Here is a 19,840-nt window from a genome sequence, read left to right as displayed (position 1 = left end):
AGTGTTTATGGCAGTCAAGGTCCTGGTGGTGGATGATTCGGGTTTCTTCCGCCGCCGCGTCTCGGAAATCCTCTCGGCGGACCCGACGATCCAGGTCGTCGGTACCGCGACCAACGGCAGGGAAGCGATCGACCAGGCGCTGGCGCTCAAGCCCGATGTCATCACCATGGACTACGAAATGCCCATGATGGATGGCATCACCGCAGTGCGGCACATCATGCAGCGCTGCCCGACGCCGGTGTTGATGTTCTCCTCGCTGACCCACGAAGGCGCCCGGGTGACCCTCGACGCGCTGGATGCCGGTGCGGTGGATTACCTGCCGAAGAACTTCGAGGACATCTCCCGCAACCCGGAGAAGGTAAAGCAGATGCTGTGCGAGAAGGTTCACACCCTTTCGCGCAGCAACCGCCGTTTCGGTGGTTACGCAAGCCCCGCTGCGGCGGCTGCGCCGGCACCTGCCAGCGTTGCGCACACCGCCACCAGCAGCCTGGCCAGCCCGGCGCCAACGCGCAGCGTGGCGCCTGCCCGTGCGGCGGCGGCACCGGCGTCAACCCATTCGCCAGCGCCCAAGCGCAAGCCCTACAAACTGGTGGCTATCGGTACGTCGACCGGCGGCCCGGTCGCCCTGCAGCGGGTACTGACGCAACTGCCTGCCGGGTTCCCGGCGCCGATCGTGCTCATCCAGCACATGCCGGCGGCGTTCACCAAGGCTTTTGCCGAGCGCCTGGACAAGCTGTGCAAGATCAGCGTCAAGGAAGCCGAGGACGGCGACTTGCTGCGCCCAGGCCTGGCCCTGTTGGCCCCCGGTGGCAAGCAGATGATGATCGATGGCCGGGGCACGGTGAAGATCCTGCCCGGTGACGAGCGTTTGAACTACAAGCCCTGCGTGGACATCACCTTCGGTTCGGCAGCCAAGTCGTACGGTGACAAGGTGCTGTCGGTGGTGCTTACCGGCATGGGCGCCGACGGCCGTGAGGGCGCGCGCCTGCTCAAGCAGGGTGGCAGCACCGTGTGGGCCCAGGATGAAGCCAGTTGCGTGATCTATGGCATGCCCATGGCCATCGTCAAGGCCAACCTGGCCGATGCGGTGTACAGCCTGGATGAGATCGGCAAGCACTTGGTCGAGGCGTGTGTCTGATGGATGTCCTTAGCCTGATCGGTCTGATCCTGGCCTTCGTCGCCATCGTCGGTGGCAACTTTCTCGAAGGGGGCCATGTCGGGGCGCTGCTCAATGGCCCGGCAGCCCTGATCGTGTTGGGCGGTACCCTGGCGGCGGCGCTTTTGCAGTCACCGTTGTCATCGTTCAAGCGTGCCTTGCAGATCTTGCGCTGGATCATCTTCCCGCCACGGGTTGACCTGGCTGGCGGTATCGACCGGGTGGTGAACTGGAGCCTGACCGCACGCAAGGAAGGCCTGCTGGGCCTGGAGGGTGTGGCCGATGGCGAGCCCGACCCGTATGCCCGCAAGGGCTTGCAGTTGCTGGTCGACGGCGCCGAGCCCGAGGCCATCCGCAGTATCCTCGAAGTCGATTTTCTCACCCAGGAAGGCCGCGATATCCAGGCTGCCAAGGTGTTCGAAAGCATGGGTGGCTATGCGCCGACCATCGGTATCATCGGTGCGGTGATGGGCCTGATCCACGTGATGGGCAACCTGGCCGATCCGTCGCAGCTGGGCAACGGCATCGCTGTGGCGTTCGTTGCCACCATCTATGGCGTGGCCAGTGCCAACCTGATCCTGCTGCCGGTCGCCAGCAAGCTCAAGGCCATTGTCATGCGTCAGTCGCGCTACCGCGAAATGCTGCTCGAAGGCCTGTTGTCGATCGCCGAGGGTGAGAACCCGCGTTCGATCGAGTTGAAGCTGCAAGGCTTCATGGAGTAACCCATGCGTCGCCGTCGCCATACCGAAGAACACGAAAATCACGAGCGCTGGCTGGTGTCGTACGCCGACTTCATTACCTTGCTGTTCGCTTTTTTCGTGGTCATGTACTCGATTTCCTCGATCAACGAGGGCAAGTACAAGGTCATTTCGCAAGCACTGCTCGGGGTGTTCAACGACCCTGAGCGGAGCATGAAGCCAATCCCTATCGGCGATGAGCAACCGCTCAGCATCAAGCCGGCCGAGCCGTTGATCAAGGACAGCGAGCAGACCGACGCAGGCCTTGCGCAGAGCAGCGTCGACCCACTCAAAGCCATCAGTGACGACGTACGCGATGCCTTCGGTGACCTGATCAAGTCCGACCAGATGACCATCCGCGGAAACGAGCTGTGGGTGGAGATCGAGCTGAATTCCTCGCTGCTGTTCGGCAGTGGCGATGCCATGCCCAGCGACAAGGCTTTCGACATCATCGAGAAGGTGGCGAATATTCTCAAACCGTTCGCCAACCCGGTGCATGTCGAAGGCTTTACCGACAATCTGCCGATCCGTACCGCGCAATACCCGACCAACTGGGAGCTGTCTTCGGCGCGGGCGGCGAGCATCGTCCGCCTGCTGGCGATGGAAGGCGTCAACCCGGCGCGCATGGCCTCGGTGGGGTATGGCGAATATCAGCCTGTGGCCGGCAATGACACTGCTGAGGGCCGGGCGCGAAACCGCCGTGTGGTGCTGGTGATCTCCCGCAACCTTGAAGTACGCCGCAGCCTGACCGGCTCCGGCAGTGCCAACGCCACACCGGACGCTGCCTTGCGCCGCGCTGGCACACAAAGTGCACCGGCAACCCCAGCAGCGATGGCGGGGCAGTGACTCGTCAATTCTCTGTCACCGCAAACCCATTGCGGTCCGGAAAACCGGATCGCACAGGGGTCAGCGGCCTCCATGAATCAAGAGTTGTCCTATGAGAGTCTGGGCAGTAGCCAATCAGAAAGGCGGGGTCGGCAAGACCACCACCACTATCGCCCTGGCCGGTTTGCTGGCCGAGGCGGGCAAGCGCGTGGTCGTCGTCGACCTCGACCCGCATGGTTCGATGACCAGCTATTTCGGGCACAACCCCGATGCGTTGGAGCACAGCTGTTACGACCTGTTCCTGCACAAGGGCCAGGTGCCGGACGGCTTGCCCGGGCAACTGCTGCTGCCCACCAGCGACCAGCGTATCTCGCTGCTGCCCTCGAGTACCGCATTGGCGGTGCTGGAGCGTCAGTCGCCGGGGCAGAGTGGCCTGGGCCTGGTGATCGCCAAGAGTCTGGCGCAGCTGTGGCAGGACTTCGACTTCGCCCTGATCGACAGCCCGCCGCTGCTCGGGGTGCTGATGGTCAATGCACTGGCCGCCAGCCAGCAACTGGTGATTCCGGTGCAGACCGAGTTCCTCGCGGTCAAGGGCCTGGAACGCATGATCGGCACGCTGGCCATGATCAACCGTTCGCGCAAGCAGGCCTTGCCGTACCAGATCGTGCCGACCCTGTTCGACCGCCGTACCCAGGCCTCGCTGGGTACGCTGAAAGTGCTACGTGATGCCTATGAGCATCAGGTATGGCAGGGCTACATTCCGGTCGATACGCGCCTGCGCGATGCCAGCCGCAACGGCGTCACGCCGTCACAGTTCGATGGCAAGAGCCGCGGCGTGATCGCTTACCGGGCACTGCTCAAGCACCTGCTCACCTACAAGACTGCAGTACAGGTGGCTTCATGACGGTGAAGACCGGTACCCGGCCGCAACTGGCCCTGCAATCCTATCTGGATGGTCTGCTGCAGGAAGCCACCGAGGCTGAGGGCATTCTTGACCTGCCGGCTGCGAGCGACGAATTTGCCGCTGCCGTGCGCGAAGAACAGGCCCGAGATGCGCAGCCGCAGGTCCAGAGCCCTGCAGTCAGCATCCCGGCAAGGCCTTTTGCCGAACCGCAGGCCGGGGTGCTTGCGACCGTCTTGCCGGTCGAAGCGCCGGTCGTGGCGGTGGTCGAGACCAAGGTGGTGGCCGAAGCCGCCATTCCTGTACTGACCCAGGTTCAATCGCCCGAGCCCGTCGCGCCGCTGGTTGAAGTCAACCTGCCCGCGCCGAGTGCGCCCGTGCCACCGGCAACGGTCGATGGTCGCCCGGCCTGGGCGGCCGAGCCCTTCGAGTGCCTGCTGTTCGACGTCGCCGGGCTGACGCTGGCGGTGCCGCTGGTGTGCCTGGGCTCTATCTACAGCCTGGAGGGCCAGGAGCTGACGCCGCTGTTCGGCCAGCCGGACTGGTTCCTTGGCATCCTCACCTGTCAGGCGGGCAACCTGAAGGTGCTGGACACGGCGCGCTGGGTCATGCCGGATCGCTACCGGGACGATTTCCGCCAGGGCCTGCACTACGTCATTTCCGTTCAGGGCTACGAATGGGGGCTGGCGGTGCATCAGGTCAGCCGTTCGCTGCGCCTGGACCCGTCCGAGATCAAATGGCGCAGCCAACGTGGCCAGCGACCGTGGCTGGCCGGCACGGTGATCGAACACATGTGTGCGCTGCTGGACGTCGCCGAATTGGCCGAGCTGATCGCCAGTGGCGCGGTCAAGCAGTTGCATGCCAAACACAAATAACTGCGAACACACCGCCATCGGCGGAATTTGAGGGCTAGGGGAATGAAAAAGTCGTCTGCACAAGGTTCGGAAGATCCGATTCTGCAATGGGTAACCTTCCGTCTGGACAACGAGTCCTACGGCATCAATGTCATGCAGGTGCAGGAAGTCCTGCGCTACACCGAGATCGCCCCGGTACCGGGTGCGCCGAGCTACGTGCTGGGTATCATCAACCTGCGTGGCAATGTGGTGACAGTGATCGATACCCGTCAGCGCTTCGGCCTGATGCCTACCGAGGTGACCGACAACACCCGTATCGTCATCATCGAGGCTGACAAGCAAGTGGTCGGCATCCTGGTCGATAGCGTCGCCGAGGTGGTCTACCTGCGTCAGTCGGAGATCGAGACTGCGCCGAACGTGGGTAACGAAGAGTCGGCCAAGTTCATCCAGGGTGTATGCAACAAGAATGGAGAACTGTTGATCCTGGTCGAGCTGGACAAGATGATGACCGAGGAAGAGTGGTCCGAGCTGGAGAACATCTGAGTTGATTTTCGAGGTTGCTGTCATCTTCCTGGCGCTGTTGTGGGCGCTGAGCCTGTGGTTCTTCCTCAACTACAGCAAGCGCCAGCGCGAACTCGCTGCCCAGCAGGCCCTGGGCGATGCGGTGCGTGACCAGCGCATCAAGGACCTGGCCAAGCGCCTGGATGACTACCAGAACGGTACCGTGCGCATGGGTGAAGCCATCCATGAGTTGCGCGCGGTGGTGGCCACCTTGCCAGACCGGTTGGAGCGTCTGGAGCAACGCGACCCGAGCAATGTCACCTTCAGCCAGGCGGCCAAACTGGTAGGGATGGGGGCGAGTGTGTCGGAGTTGACCGAAAGCTGCGGATTGACGCAAGCCGAGGCCGAGCTGATGAGCAAGTTGCATCGCAGCGAGTAGTTGAAGCAGCGAGTAGTTGAAAAGGCGACCCAGGTCGCCTTTTCCTTTTCTGTACCGGCTCGTTCAAGCCAGTCTGCGGCTCACACAAACCCCAATGAATATGCCGCTCAGGGCCTGACCCAGGAATTGAATCCGCCGATCCTGGCAATCCGGTCAAGCGGGAGCATCTGCCTTTGCACCGCCCGCAAGTCAGTAAGGTTCACGAACTGCCATGAGTGGGTTCGGGGGAAGGCGTACAGGTTGATGATCTGGCGCATGACGCCGAGCTCTGGCAGGTGGCGATCGACCATGTCGGTGAGCAGCCTCGGCCCGGTGAGGCGGCAAAGGGTCTGGGCATATTGATAGAAGCCGTGCGGGTCAGTTTGCAGGGTAGGCTTGCTGTCGTAGAAGCCTGGTTCCTCCAGGTAGCGCGCATGCATCTCTTCGAGGATTGCCCTTAGTGTCGGATTACCCGCATGGCTGCCTATCAGGCTGCTGTTATAGAGGGTGTTCATGCCCATTTTTTCATTGGACACAGGGGGGTAGAGCAGCAGGCCGCTTTCGGTGGTGGCGAGTGTCACGTCATCAAGCCGCTCACCCGGCTGCCCCCTGGGTACACCGTCGATGACCGAAGGGTACTCACCCGGTGCCAGCAATGCATCGTCGATGTCCATGTACAAGCCTCCCTCGTGCTCTAGCAGGGCAAAGCGCAAGATGTCTGCGGCGGAGGCAAAGTTGCTGGCCACGCCGCCGTTCCCGTCGATCGCCGCCTGATACTGGGTGTAGTTGTCGCTGCCCCGCAAGCTTGCATAGAACGGCTGGTCTTCAAGTGCCAGTACCTCGACCCCCGGGGCATGCGCTGTCAGGCGAGCCAGGTTTTCCTGGAAGGCAGCAGGCTCGGCCCTGGAAAGATAGAGACGCAGCGCGTACTGCGTATCCTGCACTTTCAGGGCGTTGCTGGCGACGTTGTCGATCAACAAGTCCGGAATGACCTTGTCGCCCACCCACACGTTGAGGATCTGCTTGGGGATCGGGCGCAGGTCTGCGGCGTGTGGCGCGGGCAAATCGATGGGGAGCTCCAAGTCCACGCCCAATGCACGCAGGGTTGCCATGCGCATGGCATTGGTGACCGGACGCGTTCGCACATCTACTTCAACCAGGTTGAGCGAGCCCGGCGTTGCGATGTAATAGGTCGGCTCGACCTCATTCAGATCGCTTTCCAGGCGAAAGGCATCAGCCTCCATGTCATAAATCACTTCTGCGTGGTAACCACCGATCATTGCTGCGAGCAGGTCAGGCGTGCCGTCGTAGCGAGGCGTCCTGACAATCGCCCCGGCAACGTCAGTGTTTGCCTCAGCAAGCGGAGCAATAGGGTCCGGTATATGGAAATAATCAGCCACTTCGGCCAGCGGCAGGTGGGGTGGCGTGGTGGGGCTCAGGGGGTAGCCAAGTTTCCCGTTTACTCTGCTGGGTAGCACGAAACCATCGTTTTTGATGCGCAGCAGCGTGGGGGCTTCGGACAAGCCGGCAGTGATCAGCGGCGCGGCATTGAGCAACCCGAAGACCGACGTACTGACGCCTTCGGCTTTCTGTTGTGCGCTCTTGCCTTCAATGGCCTGGTCCAGGCCCAGGCCAAACTGGGCGACGCCGCCCAGGGCGAACAGCGGGGCCAGCTCGGGTACCACCAAAGCCAGAGGGGCCAGCAGGTTGATCGCTGAGTTCAGGTAGCCGCGCCACCTGGCCTTGGTCACCTCACGGTCGCTGGTGATGATGAAACTCGCATCCTGGTAGCTGCGCTGCTTCTGGCGTTTGGCCAAGGTAAGGAACAGGTCGCCCTGGATCAGCGGGCTGTAGTCCTTGGCCTTGTAGTTGATGTAGTCCTTTGGTGGCCAGATGCCTTCTGCCGTGAAACCGGGGCGGTTGCTGTCCAGGTGATAAGGCTCTGGATAGCTGCCAAGGCCGCACAGGGCAGTGTGAAGGCCGCTGTAGCTCAAGCCGTCTTCGCGGTCAGCGAGCGTGAAGTGGGCTTGAAGTGCATCGCGTTTGTCGGGTGCGCGGCATTGTTCGGCGAACCAGTCCAGCAGGGCCTGTTTGCCCCTGAACTCATGCAGCGGCGAAGCGTTGCCCGGAATGTAGAGCAGAACCAGGTCGCTGACGGCGTCGTTGATACACAGCAGGTCGGTGGCCGCATAACCGTACACATTCAGCAGCCTGGCCCGCACCCTCGGTTTGCTGCTGGCCGTGCCGTCGCTGCGCAGTACCGGGGCCGCAGCTTCCAGGCCGCATGCCTGCCAAGCCAGTTGCCTGCCAGCGTCAGTGAGGCTGCCTTCGGCCACTTGCTTGTTGCAGGCGGCGATGAAGTTGATTTTTGCACCGATGCGGTAGTGGTCGAAGTGAGCATCCCAGTAGCTGTCGAGCATCGACTTGTAATGCTCGTGCAAGTCCAGTTCCCAGATAAAGGACTCAAAGGCCTCGGCGTCCAGTGGTACATGGGTGCTGGCGTTGTATTGCTGCTTGTCGCTATGCCTGAACAGGCCGTTGTAGACGCCATACGGTGAGTGGTTGCCCAGCAGGCTTTGGTCGCGCAGGCTGTCGACGATGGTCAGCGGGCCATCGGGTAGATGTCCGGCCCAAGGCGCACCGATTGCCGCGCCCAGCCAGTTGTTGGCCGATTCACCTTGCCAGTTCGACAGCACCGCTTGGGTCAGTGTCATTTTCTGCGCAATGACGGCAACCCAGCCGAGCTTGGGGTTGAACTGGCAGTGCAGCGTGACGGCATCGACCCTGTCAGGGTCAAGGTCTATGGCGCGTTCTTTGGCCCACTGGCGTATGGCGTCGGCTGCTGCCCGGTCCGGGCGCGGAAAACCGGCGAGGCTGTCGCGCACATATTGCACACCCTTGGCATTTACGTATTGGTTCTTCATGGTATTCACTTTCGCAGCGGGGAAGGGCTGGCAAAAGTGACTTGTGCAGAGAGGGGGGTGGGGCTAATTAATTGTGGGGTTGTTCACCGGCCTTTACCGATGCGCCCGCGCGCCTGACCGTATCAACCCGAGGGCAGACGCAATGTTTGCGGGGTGATATCACGGCTTGGGGCTGGCTCGTCGTCGAAGCCAACAGGGACTTTGCCGCGCAATTGCCAGGCGAAGGCGATGATCTCGGCGATGGTCAGGTACAGCGCTTCGGGAATCTGCTCGCCCAGCTCCAGGCGAGCCAGCAGGCGCACCAGCTCAGCGTTCTCGTAGATCGGCACTTCATGTTCACGTGCCAGCGCCAGGATGGCCTCGGCCAGTTCATCGTCGCCTTTGGCACTCAGGGTGGGGGCTTGCTGGCCATCGTAGCTCAGGGCGATGGCCTGACGCGGTTGCTTGCTGCTCATGCGGTTTCGTCCACCCAGCGTTGTTCCACACGTGTGCGCGGCCCTTGAGGCGGGATGCCGGGATGACATTCGAGGTCGCCAACGTCCAATCCGCGGGCCAGAAGGCGTTCACGCAGCGCGCCGAGCTGGCTGTCGATCAGCCGGGCGGTTTGTTCACGTTCAGCCCACAACTGGCCGGACAGCCGGCCCTGGCTCAGTTGCGCCTGCACCTGCAGGGGGCCGAGCGGTGCCAGGTCGAAGGCCAGGTCGATGCGCCACAGCGCCTGCAGTGGGTCCTGATGTTCACGCTCCCGGTCAGCTTGTTGCTGTGCGGTTTCCTCGCGCTGCAGCTTGACCTGAAGCGGGATGAAATCCAGGCCATGGCGCACGGGTATCTCGGTTTGCCAGGTGGTCTGCAGGTTGCCGTTTTCCAAGCTGCCGGATTGTTGCAGGCTGCTCAGGGCGTGGCTTTGCAGGCGCGAGATGGCCGCGGCGGCGAGGCGCAGCAGCTGCTGCAGGTCGCCTTCGTGTTCCATGGCCTGCAGCAACCGGGAGGGCAGCGGAAACCCGCCTGGCTGTTGCTTCGGGCTCGCCCGCTCGAGCATGCCCAGGGCGCCGCGTGCCATGGTTGGCAAAGCCTGGGCCAAGGTGGTGGAGGCGACGGCTGGACTTGCCGGTGCGTACGCCGAGGCCTGGGCCACCAGCCTGATCAGATGGGCCTTCAGGTCGGTTGCCACGTGTGTGCTCTGGCCGCCAAGCAGTTTCGCTTCAAGGAATGCCCCGCTGTTGCTCAAGGCCTGGGCAAACGCTTTGCCATCGCCCAGTTGGCGAGCGTCCGGCAGGCTGGCCAGCAGGCGCTCGGCGCTGGTGCGCAGTTCGCCGTTGCCGCTCGGGTCGCTGGCTATTCGCTGCAAAGCGTTGAGCAGGCCGGGCAAGGAGGCCTGGCGGCCCTGTTGGGTGAGCAGCTGCTGGGCGATGTTCAATTGCTCCTGACGGCCGCTGAGCGGCACGAAGCGTAGCGACTGGTCGCCTTGCACCAGCGCGCTGAGCAGGCTGCCGACCGGCAACGGGCGCGGGCTGTCGATGGTCAGGACGGCGCCTGCCTGTGCGCTGTTGAGCAAGCTCACCAGCGCGCGAAAGCTGGTGGCGGCACCAGGGCCAAGGGCAAGTGCCTGGTTGGTCAGGACCTTGCCTTGCAGGAGGGTGCCGACAGGCACCTTGCTGGTATCGAGTTGAGTGAGGAGGGTGACGTTGCTGGCGCTGGCCTGTTGCACCATTACCGCGAGGCGGTTGCTCTCTGGCTGGCTGACGGTGATCTGGCTGCCTTGAGGGATGGGTTGGCTGGTGGTGACCTGCAGCTGGTTCTGCTTGCCGTTGGCCTGGATCAGCTTGAGCACCAGTTGAAACTCGCCACCTGACTGGCGCAGCGTCAGTACCTCGGCCTGGGCGGTCTCGCCAGGCTTGAGCAGCCCGGGTTGCGCCTGGGTCAGGTTCAGCAGCTCGCCGGTCAGCGCCGCCTTGATCGCCTGCGGGTTGACGACGTTTTGTGCGCCGAGACTATTGATTTCAGTCATGATTGTATACAACCTGTCGAGCCCGCCCTCTTGGCAGCGGGGCAGCGCATGTAATAATGCCGGCCGTCCGCCACTGCCAGTATAACGGCAGCCAGGGGGGCGACTTGAGCCGTAAACTGGATAAGGCGAAACCGTGACCCTTCACCTCCAAGCCGTGGGCCTGGCCTGCGAGCGCGACTGGCGCCTGCTGTTCGAGCACCTGGATTTCGAGCTGCGGCCAGGCGACATGCTGCAGATCAGCGGCCCCAACGGCAGTGGCAAGACCAGCCTGCTGCGCCTGTTGGCCGGGCTGATGCAGCCGACTGCCGGGCAGATCCTGCTGGGCGGCAAGCCGTTGGCCGAACAACGCCATGCGCTGGCCAGCATCCTGCTTTGGATCGGCCATGCTGCCGGTATCAAGGACTTGCTCAGCGCTGAAGAAAACCTGGCCTGGCTGTGTGCCTTGCACCAGCCTGCCACAGCCGAAGCGATCTGGGCTGCTCTGGAAGCGGTCGGCTTGCGCGGTTTCGAAGATGTTCCCTGCCATACCCTGTCTGCCGGGCAGCAGCGCCGTGTAGCGCTTGCCCGGCTGTACTTGCACAGCCCGCCGTTGTGGATCCTCGATGAACCCTTCACCGCGCTGGACAAGCAAGGGGTCGCGCAGTTGGAGGCCCATCTGGCACGCCATTGCGAGCGCGGCGGCACGGTGGTGCTGACCACCCACCACACGCTTGACCAAAAGCCCTCCGGCTATCGCGAACTGAACCTGGGGCAATGGGCGGCATGAGCGTATTTATTCTGTTATTGCGCCGTGAAGCGCGCCTGTTGTTCCGCCGCCCGGCGGAACTGGCCAACCCTTTGGTGTTCTTCGCTATCGTGGTGGCGCTGTTCCCGCTGGCGGTTGGGCCGGAAAGTCAATTGTTGCAAACCTTGTCGCCCGGTTTGGTCTGGGTGGCGGCCCTGCTGGCAGTGCTGCTGTCGCTCGATGGCCTGTTTCGCAGCGATTTCGAAGACGGCTCGCTGGAGCAGTGGGTGCTGTCGCCGCACCCTCTGGCAGTGCTGGTGCTGGCCAAGGTGCTGGCGCACTGGATCTTTTCCGGGCTGGCGCTGGTATTGTTGGCGCCACTGCTGGCACTGATGCTGGGGCTGCCAAGCCATTGCCTGCCGGTGCTGCTGGGCTCGCTGTTGCTGGGCACGCCGGTGCTGAGCCTGCTGGGTGCGGTAGGTGCGGCGCTGACGGTTGGCCTCAAGCGCGGTGGGTTGCTGCTGGCATTGCTGATTCTGCCGTTGTATATCCCTGTATTGATCCTGGGCAGTGGTGCGTTGCAGGCGGCGTTGCAAAATATGCCGGCGACCGGCCATCTGCTCTGGCTGGCCAGCCTTACGGCCCTGGCGGTGACACTGGCACCCTTTGCGATAGCGGCCGGCCTGAAGATCAGCGTCGGTGAATAACGAGTCCCGGGCTCTCAAGCCCGGCTAATACCCTGGATGTACCCTGATGAAAATTAGCTGGACGTGGTTCCACAAGCTTGGCTCCCCAAAATGGTTCTATGCCATCAGCGGCCGCATGCTGCCGTGGCTGACCGTATCGGCCATCCTGCTGCTGGTGACGGGGGTGATCTGGGGCCTGGCCTTTGCCCCCCAGGACTACCAGCAGGGCAACAGCTTCCGCATCATCTATATCCACGTGCCGGCGGCCATGCTTGCACAATCGTGCTACGTGCTGCTGGCGGTGGCTGGCGTGGTGGGGCTGGTGTGGAAGATGAAGCTGGCGGATGTGGCCCTGCAGTGCGCAGCGCCCATCGGCGCCTGGATGACTGCCGTGGCGCTGGTGACCGGGGCCATCTGGGGCAAGCCGACCTGGGGCAGCTGGTGGGTCTGGGATGCGCGGCTCACGTCCATGCTGATTCTGCTGTTCCTGTACTTCGGCATCATCGCCCTGGGCCAGGCAATCAGTAACCGTGACAGCGCGGCCAAGGCCTGTGCCGTGCTGGCCATCGTTGGGGTGATCAATATCCCGATCATCAAGTATTCGGTGGAGTGGTGGAACACCCTGCACCAGGGCGCCACCTTCACCCTGACCGAAAAGCCGGCCATGCCCGCCGAGATGTGGCTGCCGCTGCTGTGCACGGCGCTGGGCTTCTACTGCTTCTTCGGCGCCGTGCTGTTGCTGCGCATGCGCCTTGAAGTACTCAAGCGCGAAGCGCGTGCCAGCTGGGTCAGGGAAGAAGTATTGAACAGCCTGGGCCGGAGGGACGTGTGATGAGCTTTTCTTCATTCGGCGATTTCCTCGCCATGGGCCACCATGGCCTGTATGTCTGGTCGGCCTACGCCATCTGCATGGCAGTGCTGGCGGTCAATGTCGCCGCGCCGTTGCTGGCCCGCCGTCGCTATCTGCAAGATGAGGCGCGCCGTCTGCGCCGGGAGAACAACCAGTGAATCCGCAGCGCAAGAAACGCCTGTTCCTGATACTCGGCCTGCTGGTCGGGGTGGCGGTTGCCGTCGGCTTTGCCCTGAGCGCCCTGCAACAGAACATCAACCTGTTCTACACACCGACGCAGATCGCCAATGGCGAGGCGCCGCTGGACACCCGCATCCGCGCAGGCGGCATGGTCGAGAAGGGCTCGCTGCAGCGCTCGGGCGACTCCCTTGATGTGCGTTTCGTGGTCACCGACTTCAACAAGTCGGTGCCAATCACCTACCGCGGCATCCTCCCCGACCTGTTCCGCGAAGGGCAGGGCATCGTCGCCCTGGGCAAGCTCAATGCCGAGGGTGTGGTGGTGGCCGATGAAGTGCTGGCCAAGCACGATGAGAAATACATGCCGCCGGAAGTCACCAAGGCTCTGAAGGAAAGCGGCCAGGCCGCCAGTGGCGCGGAGGCCAAACCATGAATGCGGCGTTGGTGATCCCTGAACTGGGCCAATTGGCGATGATCCTGGCGATCTGTTTCGCCGTTGTGCAGGCGACCGTGCCGTTGCTCGGCGCCTGGCGCGGCGACAGCCTGTGGATGAGCCTGGCACGCCCGGCGGCCTGGGGCCAATTTGCCTTCCTGGCCTTTGCTTTCGTTTGCCTGACCCACGCCTTCATGACCGACAACTTCTCGGTTGCGTACGTGGCCAGCAACTCCAACAGCGCCTTGCCCTGGTACTACAAGTTCAGTGCCGTGTGGGGCGCGCACGAAGGCTCGTTGCTGCTGTGGGCGCTGATTCTCGGTGGCTGGACCTTCGCCGTGTCGGTGTTCTCGCGCCAGCTGCCGCAAGTGATGCTGGCGCGGGTGCTGGCGGTGATGGGCATGATCAGTGTGGGCTTCCTGAGCTTTTTGATCATCACCTCCAACCCGTTCCAGCGCTTGCTGCCGCAAGTGCCGACCGATGGCCGCGACCTCAACCCGCTGCTGCAGGACTTTGGCCTGATCGTTCACCCGCCGATGCTGTACATGGGTTATGTGGGCTTTTCGGTGGCCTTCGCCTTCGCCATCGCCGCGCTGCTGGGCGGGCGCCTGGATGCTGCGTGGGCGCGCTGGTCGCGGCCCTGGACCATCATTGCCTGGGCGTTTCTCGGCGTGGGCATCACCTTGGGCTCCTGGTGGGCCTATTACGAACTGGGCTGGGGCGGCTGGTGGTTCTGGGACCCGGTGGAAAACGCTTCTTTCATGCCTTGGCTGGTGGGCACGGCACTGATCCACTCGCTGGCGGTGACGGAAAAACGCGGCGTGTTCAAGAGCTGGACCGTGCTGCTGGCGATTGCCGCGTTCTCGCTGAGCCTGCTGGGGACGTTCCTGGTGCGTTCCGGCGTGCTGACCTCGGTGCATGCCTTCGCCTCCGACCCTTCACGTGGCGTGTTCATCCTGATCTTCCTGCTGTTCGTGGTCGGTGGTTCGCTGACCCTGTTCGCCCTGCGTGCCCCAGTGGTCAAAAGCCAGGTGGGCTTTGCCCTGTGGTCGCGCGAGACGCTGCTGCTGGCCAACAACCTGGTGCTGGTGGTGGCGGCTTCGATGATCCTGCTCGGCACCCTCTACCCGTTGGTGCTCGATGCCCTGACCGGGGCCAAGCTGTCGGTGGGTCCGCCGTACTTCGATGCCTTGTTCCTGCCGCTGATGGCACTGCTGATGGTGGTGCTCGGCATCGGTGTGGTGGTGCGCTGGAAGGACACCCCAGGCAAGTGGCTGGCGAGCATGATGACGCCGGTACTGATCGCGAGCGCAGTGCTGGCGCCAGTGGCCGGGTTCATCGTCGAGGACTTCGACTGGCCGACCCTTACCGCTTTTGCCCTGGCAGCCTGGGTAGTGCTCAGCGGGTTGCGCGACATTTTCGACAAGACCCGCCACAAGGGCCTGGCCAAAGGCGTGCGTGGCCTGACGCGCAGCTACTGGGGCATGCAGCTGGCGCACTTGGGGCTTGCGGTGTGCGCCCTTGGCGTGGTGCTGTCGAGCAACAACAGTGCCGAGCGTGACCTGCGCCTGGCCCCGGGTGAAAGCGTGGAGCTGGGTGGTTATCAGTTCCTGTTCCAGGGCGCCAAGCACTTCGAAGGGCCGAACTTCATTTCCGACAAGGGTACCGTCGTCGTCAGCCGCGATGGCCGTGAAGTGACCACGCTGCACCCCGAGAAGCGGCTCTATACCGTGCAGCAGTCGATGATGACCGAGGCCGGCATCGATGCCGGTTTCACCCGCGACCTGTACGTTGCCTTGGGCGAGCCGCTGGACAACGGCGCCTGGGCCGTGCGCGTGCATATCAAGCCTTACGTCCGCTGGATCTGGCTGGGCGGTCTTCTGACCGGCCTGGGCGGTTTGCTGGCGGCCCTCGACCGGCGCTACCGCGTCAAGGTCAAGACCCGGGTGCGTGATGTCCTGGGCGTGTCTGGAGCAGCTGCATGAAGCGTTGGATCATGGTGGTGCCACTGGCGGTATTCCTGCTGTTGGCCGTTTTCCTCTACAAGGGCCTGTTCCTCAAGCCCGACGAGCTGCCCTCGGCAATGATCGGCAAGCCGTTCCCGGCGTTTTCCTTGGCCTCGACCCAGGGCGATCGCACCCTGACCCAGGCCGACCTGCAAGGCCGCCCGGCGCTGGTCAACGTATGGGCCACCTGGTGCCCGTCGTGCAAGGTCGAGCACCCTTACCTCAACCAGCTTGCCGGGCAGGGCGTGGTGATCTACGGCATCAACTACAAGGACGACAATGCTGCCGCCCTGAAGTGGCTGGCCGAGTTCCACAACCCGTACCAGCTGGATATTCGCGACGAGCAGGGCAGCCTGGGCCTGGACCTGGGCGTCTATGGCGCGCCGGAAACCTTCCTGATCGACGCCAAGGGCATCATCCGCTACAAGCATGTGGGCGTCGTCGATGCCACCGTGTGGCGCGAGCAACTGGCACCGCTGTATCAGGGCCTGGTCGACGAGGCCAAGCCATGAGGCGCTGGCTTGCGGCCGTAGTACTGGGTTTGAGTGTTGCCGGCATGGCCAGGGCGGCCATCGATACCTACCAGTTCCGCGACGACGCCGAGCGTGAGCGTTATCAGCAACTGACCAAGGAACTGCGCTGCCCCAAGTGCCAGAACCAGGATATCGCCGACTCCAACGCACCGATTGCCGCCGACCTGCGCCGCGAGATCTTCCGCATGCTGGGCGAAGGCAAGAGCAATCAGCAGATCGTCGACTTCATGGTCGACCGCTATGGCGACTTCGTGCGCTACAAGCCTGCCCTCACTGGGCGTACCTGGCTGCTCTGGTTCGGCCCGGGCATTCTGCTGGTCGGTGGCTTTGCGGTGCTGGCGGTGATTGTCCGCCGCCGCCGTGTGCCGGCTACCCAAGGCTCGCACGAGTTGTCTCTCGAAGAACGCGAGCGTCTCGCCAAACTGCTGGATAAAGAACAGAACCATGACTGAATTCTGGCTTGGTGCGGGCCTGCTGCTGCTCGCCGCCCTCGGCTTTCTGCTGATCCCGACCCTGCGTGGCCGTCGCCAGCAGCAGGAAGAAGACCGTACTGCGCTGAACGTGGCGCTGTATCAGGAACGTGTCGCCGAACTGGCTGCCCAACAGGCCGCCGGTGTGCTGGATGACGCGCAACTGGCCAGCGGCCGCGATGAGGCCGCCCGTGAACTGCTGGCGGACACCGAAGGCGCCGAAGCGCCGCGCCAGGGGCACCTGGGCAAGGTGCTGCCACTGCTGGCCGCAGTACTGGTGCCGGTGGTGGCGCTTGGTCTGTATCTGCACTTTGGTGCTGCGGACAAAGTGGAGCTGACTCAGGAGTTCGCTGCTGCGCCCAAGACGATGGAAGAAATGACCACGCGCCTTGAGCGCGCCGTCCAGGCTCAGCCGGATTCGGCCGAAGGCCTGTATTTCCTGGGCCGCGCCTACATGGCCGAGCAGCGCCCGGCAGATGCGGCCAAGGCCTACGAGCGCGCCGTGGCCCTGGCCGGTCGCCAGCCCGAATTGCTCGGCCAATGGGCCCAGGCCCTGTATTTCGCTGCCAACAAGCAGTGGAGCGCACAGGTGCAGGCGCTGACCGACGAGGCGCTCAAGGCCGACCCGAACGAAGTGACCAGCCTTGGCCTGCGCGGCATTGCGGCCTTTGAGGGCGAGCGCTACCAGGAAGCCATCGACTACTGGAACCGCCTGCTGGCGCAGTTGCCTGAAGGCGATGCCTCGCGGGCGGCTTTGCAAGGCGGCATCGACCGTGCGGCAGAGCGCCTGGGTGGCAATACCGGCAAGCCCGAGACCCCGGTGGCGGCACGCCTGAAGGTGCGGGTAGAGCTTGCACCGGCGCTCAAGGACAAGGTCAAGCCCGACGACACTGTGTTCATCTTCGCCCGCGCCACCAGCGGCCCGCCCATGCCGCTGGCGGCCAAACGGGTGACCGTTGCCCAATTGCCGCTGGAGGTAGAATTGTCTGACGCCGATGCGATGATGCCGCAGATGAAACTGTCCGACTTCGCCGAAGTCCAACTGGTTGCAAGGGTATCGCGCGCAGGCCAGCCCACCCATGGTGAGTGGATCGGCCAGGGCGCACCGCTGCCCAGCAAGACCCAGGCCACCCAGCTCCTGACCATCGACAGCCCCGACCCGTAAGAGAACCCTGCCATGCGAAACGCCGTCCGCCTGACCCTGATCACCCTGGCCCTGGGTTTGTCTGCGTGTACGGTGCGCGAGCCGTACGAACAGCCGGCGCCACCGATCGAAACGGTGCCGCCGCACAAGGGGCCGGTGGTCAAGCCACTGCCTGGCGGCCAACCGGCCACGCAGCCGAGCAAACCGGCAGCGACCCCCAAACCGATGCCGCGGACCTCCGCAAGCTTTGCACCGCCGCCGGGGGGCGCCAGCCATTGGGATCCGAAACTGGGTGTTTATGTATTGGAGAAGAAGCCCAATACGTTCTATCGGCAGCGCACCTACTACCGTTATGACAATGGCTGGAGCTGGTCTTTGAGCCCGGATGGCCCGTGGCAGGAGACCGACAGCAGTGGTGTACCCGGTGGGCTGGGCCGGGCGTTCGCTCAGTAATGGTTTTGCCGTTTTCGGCCAACCGATACAGTACAGTTGACCCGCGATTTACAGATTGACTGTACCGCCCGCCGACTCCGCATAATGCCCCTTCGAATTTGAGCCGGAGGGGTGCATGAGCAAGACAGTCCTGGTTTTGGTGGAAACCGTCGATGATTACCTGCCCCTGCTCGAACAGGCCGGCTACCGGCTGATCCGTGCACCGTCCGCGCCACTGCGTGCCGACGCCATCCAGCGCCAAGGCGCTGAGATCGATGCGGTGCTTACCCGCGGCCCGCTGGGCCTGACCGCTGTGGAAATCCAAGCGTTGCCCAACTTGCAGATCATCTGCGTGATCGGCGCCGGTTACGAACACGTCGACCTGGCCGCCGCCGCTGCCCGTGGCATTACCGTCACCAACGGCGCGGGTGCCAATGCCGCCGCCGTGGCCGACCACACCCTGGCGATGCTGCTGACCCTGCTGCGCGACATTCCCCGCGCCGATACCGGTATCCGCCGCGGCGAGTGGCACCGGGTCATCAGCCCCTCGGTTAGTGGCAAGCGCCTCGGCATCCTCGGCCTGGGCGCAGTTGGCCTGGCTATCGCCAAACGTGCCAGCCTCGGCTTCGACATGAACATCAGCTACCACAGCCGCACGCCGCGCCAGGGCGTGCCTTACACCTGGTACGACAGCCCGTTGCACCTGGCCGATGCCGTCGACATTCTGGTCGTGGCCACCCCAGGCGGTGCCAATACGCACCATCTGGTCGATGCTCGGGTGCTCGAGGCTTTGGGCCCCGAGGGCTATTTGGTGAACATCGCCCGTGCCAGCGTGGTGGATACCCAGGCCCTGGTTGGCGCGCTGCAGCGCGGGCAACTTGCGGGTGCAGCACTTGATGTGTTCGATGACGAACCGGCCGTGCCCGATGCCCTCAAGGCCCTCGGCAATACGGTGCTCACCCCGCATGTGGCCGGGCAATCCCCTGAAGCGGCGCGCGACACGGTGGCCTTGGTCCTGCGCAATCTACAGGCCTTCTTTGCCGGCGAACCGGTACTCACACCAGTCCATCCGTAACCTTCGTTTAAGTTTCTGCCCGGCGCTGCCCGGGCCACAAGGAGTGTTCGCATGCAACTCGAGATCTTCCAGGTCGATGCCTTTTCCGCCGAACCGTTCGGTGGCAACCCGGCAGCAGTGATCGCGCTTGAAAGCTGGCTGCCTGATGACGTGCTGCAGCGTATCGCCGAAGAGAACAACCTCTCCGAAACCGCCTATTTCGTGCGCAATGGCGAAAACTTCGACCTGCGCTGGTTCACCCCGGCGGTGGAGGTCGAGCTGTGTGGCCATGCCACTTTGGCGTCGGCCTATGTGCTGTTCGAGCAGTTGGGCGAGCAGGCAGAAGTACTGCGCTTCAACACCCGCAGCGGTGAATTGCGGGTTAGCCGCGGGGCCGACGGCTTGCTGGCCATGGACTTCCCGGCCAAGCAGCCGCTGGCCGTCGAGGCGCCCGCCGGTTTGCTGAAGGCGCTGGGGTTGAGCGGGGCGAGTGCGGTGTATCAGTCCGACGACTATGTCGTGATGATCGATGACGCCTCGCTTTTGGACCCGCTGCAGCCTGACTTCGTCGCCTTGTCGGCCTTCGATGTGCGTGGCATCGCCGTGACCGCGCCCGGGCGCGGATACGATTTCGTCACGCGCTGGTTCGGCCCGCGAGTCGGTGTCAACGAAGACCCGGTCACAGGTTCTGCGCACACCTCGCTTGCGCCTTTGTGGGCGCAGCGGTTGGGCAAGCGCACCCTGACCTGCGAGCAGGGCGGCGCGCGCAAGGGCCAGCTGCACTGTGAGGTGCCAGGTAATGGCCGAGTGATCATCAGCGGGCGGGCGGCGTTGTACCTGCGCGGTACTGTCTACATCTAGACGTTTGTGTAGTCCACTGTAGGAGCGGCCTTGTGTCGCGATGGGCTGCAAAGCAGCCCCCTGGTTTAATGATGATTGCGTAACTCGAGAGGCCGCGTTGCGGCCTGATCGCGACACAAGGCCGCTCCTACCTGGCATCTATAATT

General features: G+C 63.5%; 22 protein-coding genes. 19 read left to right on the top strand and 3 right to left on the bottom strand.

Annotated elements, in window-relative coordinates; translation table 11 throughout:
* Positions 1-7: 7 nt before the first annotated feature.
* From JOE27_RS08885 to JOE27_RS08855, 7 genes are all read left to right on the top strand, one after another.
* Entirely contained in the window at positions 8-1,138 is a 1,131-nt protein-coding gene (locus JOE27_RS08885) for a chemotaxis response regulator protein-glutamate methylesterase (RefSeq protein ID WP_046785342.1), read from the top strand.
* Entirely contained in the window at positions 1,138-1,878 is a 741-nt protein-coding gene (locus JOE27_RS08880) for a flagellar motor protein (RefSeq protein ID WP_012315493.1), read from the top strand. Before JOE27_RS08885 ends, JOE27_RS08880 begins: the two co-directional genes overlap by 1 nt.
* Positions 1,879-1,881: 3 nt before the next feature.
* Positions 1,882-2,739, top strand: coding sequence for a flagellar motor protein MotD (gene motD, locus JOE27_RS08875; RefSeq protein WP_046785341.1), 858 nt, complete (start codon positions 1,882-1,884; stop codon positions 2,737-2,739).
* 91 nt (positions 2,740-2,830) lie between these two features.
* Positions 2,831-3,622: a ParA family protein gene (locus JOE27_RS08870; RefSeq protein ID WP_046785340.1), complete on the top strand. Its 792-nt coding sequence runs from the start codon at positions 2,831-2,833 to the stop codon at positions 3,620-3,622.
* Positions 3,619-4,494, top strand: coding sequence for a CheW domain-containing protein (locus JOE27_RS08865; protein WP_115274189.1), 876 nt, complete (start codon positions 3,619-3,621; stop codon positions 4,492-4,494). Before JOE27_RS08870 ends, JOE27_RS08865 begins: the two co-directional genes overlap by 4 nt.
* Before the next feature lie 42 nt (positions 4,495-4,536).
* Complete coding sequence (locus tag JOE27_RS08860; protein WP_003254393.1) at positions 4,537-5,016, top strand: chemotaxis protein CheW; 480 nt, start codon at positions 4,537-4,539, stop codon at positions 5,014-5,016.
* A gap of 1 nt (position 5,017) precedes the next feature.
* On the top strand, positions 5,018-5,413 hold the full coding sequence (locus JOE27_RS08855) for a DUF2802 domain-containing protein (protein WP_119687533.1): 396 nt from the start codon (positions 5,018-5,020) through the stop codon (positions 5,411-5,413).
* A gap of 107 nt (positions 5,414-5,520) precedes the next feature.
* On the opposite strand, the gene JOE27_RS08850 is transcribed toward JOE27_RS08855, so the two are convergent.
* The 3 genes from JOE27_RS08850 to JOE27_RS08840 all read right to left on the bottom strand — a co-directional run bounded on the left by JOE27_RS08850 (position 5,521) and on the right by JOE27_RS08840 (position 10,324).
* A complete protein-coding gene (locus tag JOE27_RS08850) occupies positions 5,521-8,316 on the bottom strand; it encodes a DUF6543 domain-containing protein (RefSeq protein ID WP_196996816.1) in 2,796 nt (931 codons plus the stop codon).
* A 122-nt stretch (positions 8,317-8,438) separates the two neighbouring features.
* A complete protein-coding gene (locus JOE27_RS08845; RefSeq protein WP_046785336.1) occupies positions 8,439-8,771 on the bottom strand; it encodes an EscU/YscU/HrcU family type III secretion system export apparatus switch protein in 333 nt (110 codons plus the stop codon).
* Positions 8,768-10,324 (bottom strand): flagellar hook-length control protein FliK, encoded by a 1,557-nt coding sequence (locus JOE27_RS08840; protein WP_204918557.1) that lies wholly within the window; start codon positions 10,322-10,324, stop codon positions 8,768-8,770. The genes JOE27_RS08845 and JOE27_RS08840 overlap by 4 nt, the downstream gene beginning before the upstream one ends.
* Before the next feature lie 133 nt (positions 10,325-10,457).
* Here JOE27_RS08840 and ccmA point away from each other — a divergent pair, with 133 nt between their 5' ends.
* The 12 genes from ccmA to JOE27_RS08780 all read left to right on the top strand — a co-directional run bounded on the left by ccmA (position 10,458) and on the right by JOE27_RS08780 (position 19,694).
* On the top strand, positions 10,458-11,090 hold the full coding sequence (gene ccmA / locus JOE27_RS08835; RefSeq protein ID WP_046785334.1) for a cytochrome c biogenesis heme-transporting ATPase CcmA: 633 nt from the start codon (positions 10,458-10,460) through the stop codon (positions 11,088-11,090).
* Positions 11,087-11,755 carry a heme exporter protein CcmB gene (gene ccmB / locus JOE27_RS08830; protein WP_039601257.1) on the top strand — a complete coding sequence of 223 codons (669 nt, stop codon included), beginning with the start codon at positions 11,087-11,089 and terminating at the stop codon, positions 11,753-11,755. The genes ccmA and ccmB overlap by 4 nt, the downstream gene beginning before the upstream one ends.
* Positions 11,756-11,801: 46 nt before the next feature.
* Positions 11,802-12,566, top strand: a complete 765-nt coding sequence (locus tag JOE27_RS08825; protein ID WP_204918555.1) for a heme ABC transporter permease — start codon at positions 11,802-11,804, stop codon at positions 12,564-12,566.
* On the top strand, positions 12,566-12,742 hold the full coding sequence (ccmD, locus tag JOE27_RS08820; RefSeq protein WP_039601249.1) for a heme exporter protein CcmD: 177 nt from the start codon (positions 12,566-12,568) through the stop codon (positions 12,740-12,742). Before JOE27_RS08825 ends, ccmD begins: the two co-directional genes overlap by 1 nt.
* Positions 12,739-13,194: a cytochrome c maturation protein CcmE gene (gene ccmE, locus JOE27_RS08815; protein ID WP_177010796.1), complete on the top strand. Its 456-nt coding sequence runs from the start codon at positions 12,739-12,741 to the stop codon at positions 13,192-13,194. The genes ccmD and ccmE overlap by 4 nt, the downstream gene beginning before the upstream one ends.
* An 11-nt stretch (positions 13,195-13,205) precedes the next feature.
* Positions 13,206-15,179 (top strand): heme lyase CcmF/NrfE family subunit, encoded by a 1,974-nt coding sequence (locus tag JOE27_RS08810; protein ID WP_174142120.1) that lies wholly within the window; start codon positions 13,206-13,208, stop codon positions 15,177-15,179.
* Entirely contained in the window at positions 15,176-15,712 is a 537-nt protein-coding gene (locus JOE27_RS08805; RefSeq protein WP_012315479.1) for a DsbE family thiol:disulfide interchange protein, read from the top strand. The genes JOE27_RS08810 and JOE27_RS08805 overlap by 4 nt, the downstream gene beginning before the upstream one ends.
* Positions 15,709-16,185: a cytochrome c-type biogenesis protein gene (locus JOE27_RS08800; RefSeq protein WP_161872769.1), complete on the top strand. Its 477-nt coding sequence runs from the start codon at positions 15,709-15,711 to the stop codon at positions 16,183-16,185. The genes JOE27_RS08805 and JOE27_RS08800 overlap by 4 nt, the downstream gene beginning before the upstream one ends.
* Complete coding sequence (gene ccmI / locus JOE27_RS08795; RefSeq protein WP_046785329.1) at positions 16,178-17,368, top strand: c-type cytochrome biogenesis protein CcmI; 1,191 nt, start codon at positions 16,178-16,180, stop codon at positions 17,366-17,368. Before JOE27_RS08800 ends, ccmI begins: the two co-directional genes overlap by 8 nt.
* A 12-nt stretch (positions 17,369-17,380) precedes the next feature.
* Complete coding sequence (locus tag JOE27_RS08790; protein ID WP_039601243.1) at positions 17,381-17,800, top strand: lipoprotein; 420 nt, start codon at positions 17,381-17,383, stop codon at positions 17,798-17,800.
* Positions 17,801-17,915: 115 nt separating this feature from the next.
* Positions 17,916-18,854 carry a 2-hydroxyacid dehydrogenase gene (locus JOE27_RS08785; RefSeq protein WP_204918552.1) on the top strand — a complete coding sequence of 313 codons (939 nt, stop codon included), beginning with the start codon at positions 17,916-17,918 and terminating at the stop codon, positions 18,852-18,854.
* Between the two features lie 51 nt (positions 18,855-18,905).
* Positions 18,906-19,694, top strand: coding sequence for a PhzF family phenazine biosynthesis protein (locus JOE27_RS08780; RefSeq protein ID WP_204918550.1), 789 nt, complete (start codon positions 18,906-18,908; stop codon positions 19,692-19,694).
* Positions 19,695-19,840 lie beyond the last annotated feature (146 nt).

The organism is Pseudomonas sp. M5, from assembly GCF_016907075.1.
Taxonomy (GTDB): domain Bacteria; phylum Pseudomonadota; class Gammaproteobacteria; order Pseudomonadales; family Pseudomonadaceae; genus Aquipseudomonas; species Aquipseudomonas putida_E.
The sequence above is the reverse complement of the archived record's forward strand: the minus strand, read 5'-3'. Positions and strand labels throughout refer to the sequence as shown.

Coding starts and splice junctions, on each gene's coding strand:
- JOE27_RS08870 (WP_046785340.1), top strand. CDS start 2,831: ATGAGAGTCTGGGCAGTAGCCAATCAGAAAGGCGGGGTCGGCAAGACC.
- ccmI (WP_046785329.1), top strand. CDS start 16,178: ATGACTGAATTCTGGCTTGGTGCGGGCCTGCTGCTGCTCGCCGCCCTC.
- JOE27_RS08805 (WP_012315479.1), top strand. CDS start 15,176: ATGAAGCGTTGGATCATGGTGGTGCCACTGGCGGTATTCCTGCTGTTG.
- JOE27_RS08825 (WP_204918555.1), top strand. CDS start 11,802: ATGAAAATTAGCTGGACGTGGTTCCACAAGCTTGGCTCCCCAAAATGG.
- JOE27_RS08880 (WP_012315493.1), top strand. CDS start 1,138: ATGGATGTCCTTAGCCTGATCGGTCTGATCCTGGCCTTCGTCGCCATC.
- JOE27_RS08850 (WP_196996816.1), bottom strand. CDS start 8,316: ATGAAGAACCAATACGTAAATGCCAAGGGTGTGCAATATGTGCGCGAC.
- JOE27_RS08785 (WP_204918552.1), top strand. CDS start 17,916: ATGAGCAAGACAGTCCTGGTTTTGGTGGAAACCGTCGATGATTACCTG.
- JOE27_RS08845 (WP_046785336.1), bottom strand. CDS start 8,771: ATGAGCAGCAAGCAACCGCGTCAGGCCATCGCCCTGAGCTACGATGGC.
- JOE27_RS08860 (WP_003254393.1), top strand. CDS start 4,537: ATGAAAAAGTCGTCTGCACAAGGTTCGGAAGATCCGATTCTGCAATGG.
- JOE27_RS08790 (WP_039601243.1), top strand. CDS start 17,381: ATGCGAAACGCCGTCCGCCTGACCCTGATCACCCTGGCCCTGGGTTTG.
- JOE27_RS08800 (WP_161872769.1), top strand. CDS start 15,709: ATGAGGCGCTGGCTTGCGGCCGTAGTACTGGGTTTGAGTGTTGCCGGC.
- JOE27_RS08865 (WP_115274189.1), top strand. CDS start 3,619: ATGACGGTGAAGACCGGTACCCGGCCGCAACTGGCCCTGCAATCCTAT.
- JOE27_RS08840 (WP_204918557.1), bottom strand. CDS start 10,324: ATGACTGAAATCAATAGTCTCGGCGCACAAAACGTCGTCAACCCGCAG.
- ccmB (WP_039601257.1), top strand. CDS start 11,087: ATGAGCGTATTTATTCTGTTATTGCGCCGTGAAGCGCGCCTGTTGTTC.
- motD (WP_046785341.1), top strand. CDS start 1,882: ATGCGTCGCCGTCGCCATACCGAAGAACACGAAAATCACGAGCGCTGG.
- JOE27_RS08780 (WP_204918550.1), top strand. CDS start 18,906: ATGCAACTCGAGATCTTCCAGGTCGATGCCTTTTCCGCCGAACCGTTC.
- ccmD (WP_039601249.1), top strand. CDS start 12,566: ATGAGCTTTTCTTCATTCGGCGATTTCCTCGCCATGGGCCACCATGGC.
- JOE27_RS08885 (WP_046785342.1), top strand. CDS start 8: ATGGCAGTCAAGGTCCTGGTGGTGGATGATTCGGGTTTCTTCCGCCGC.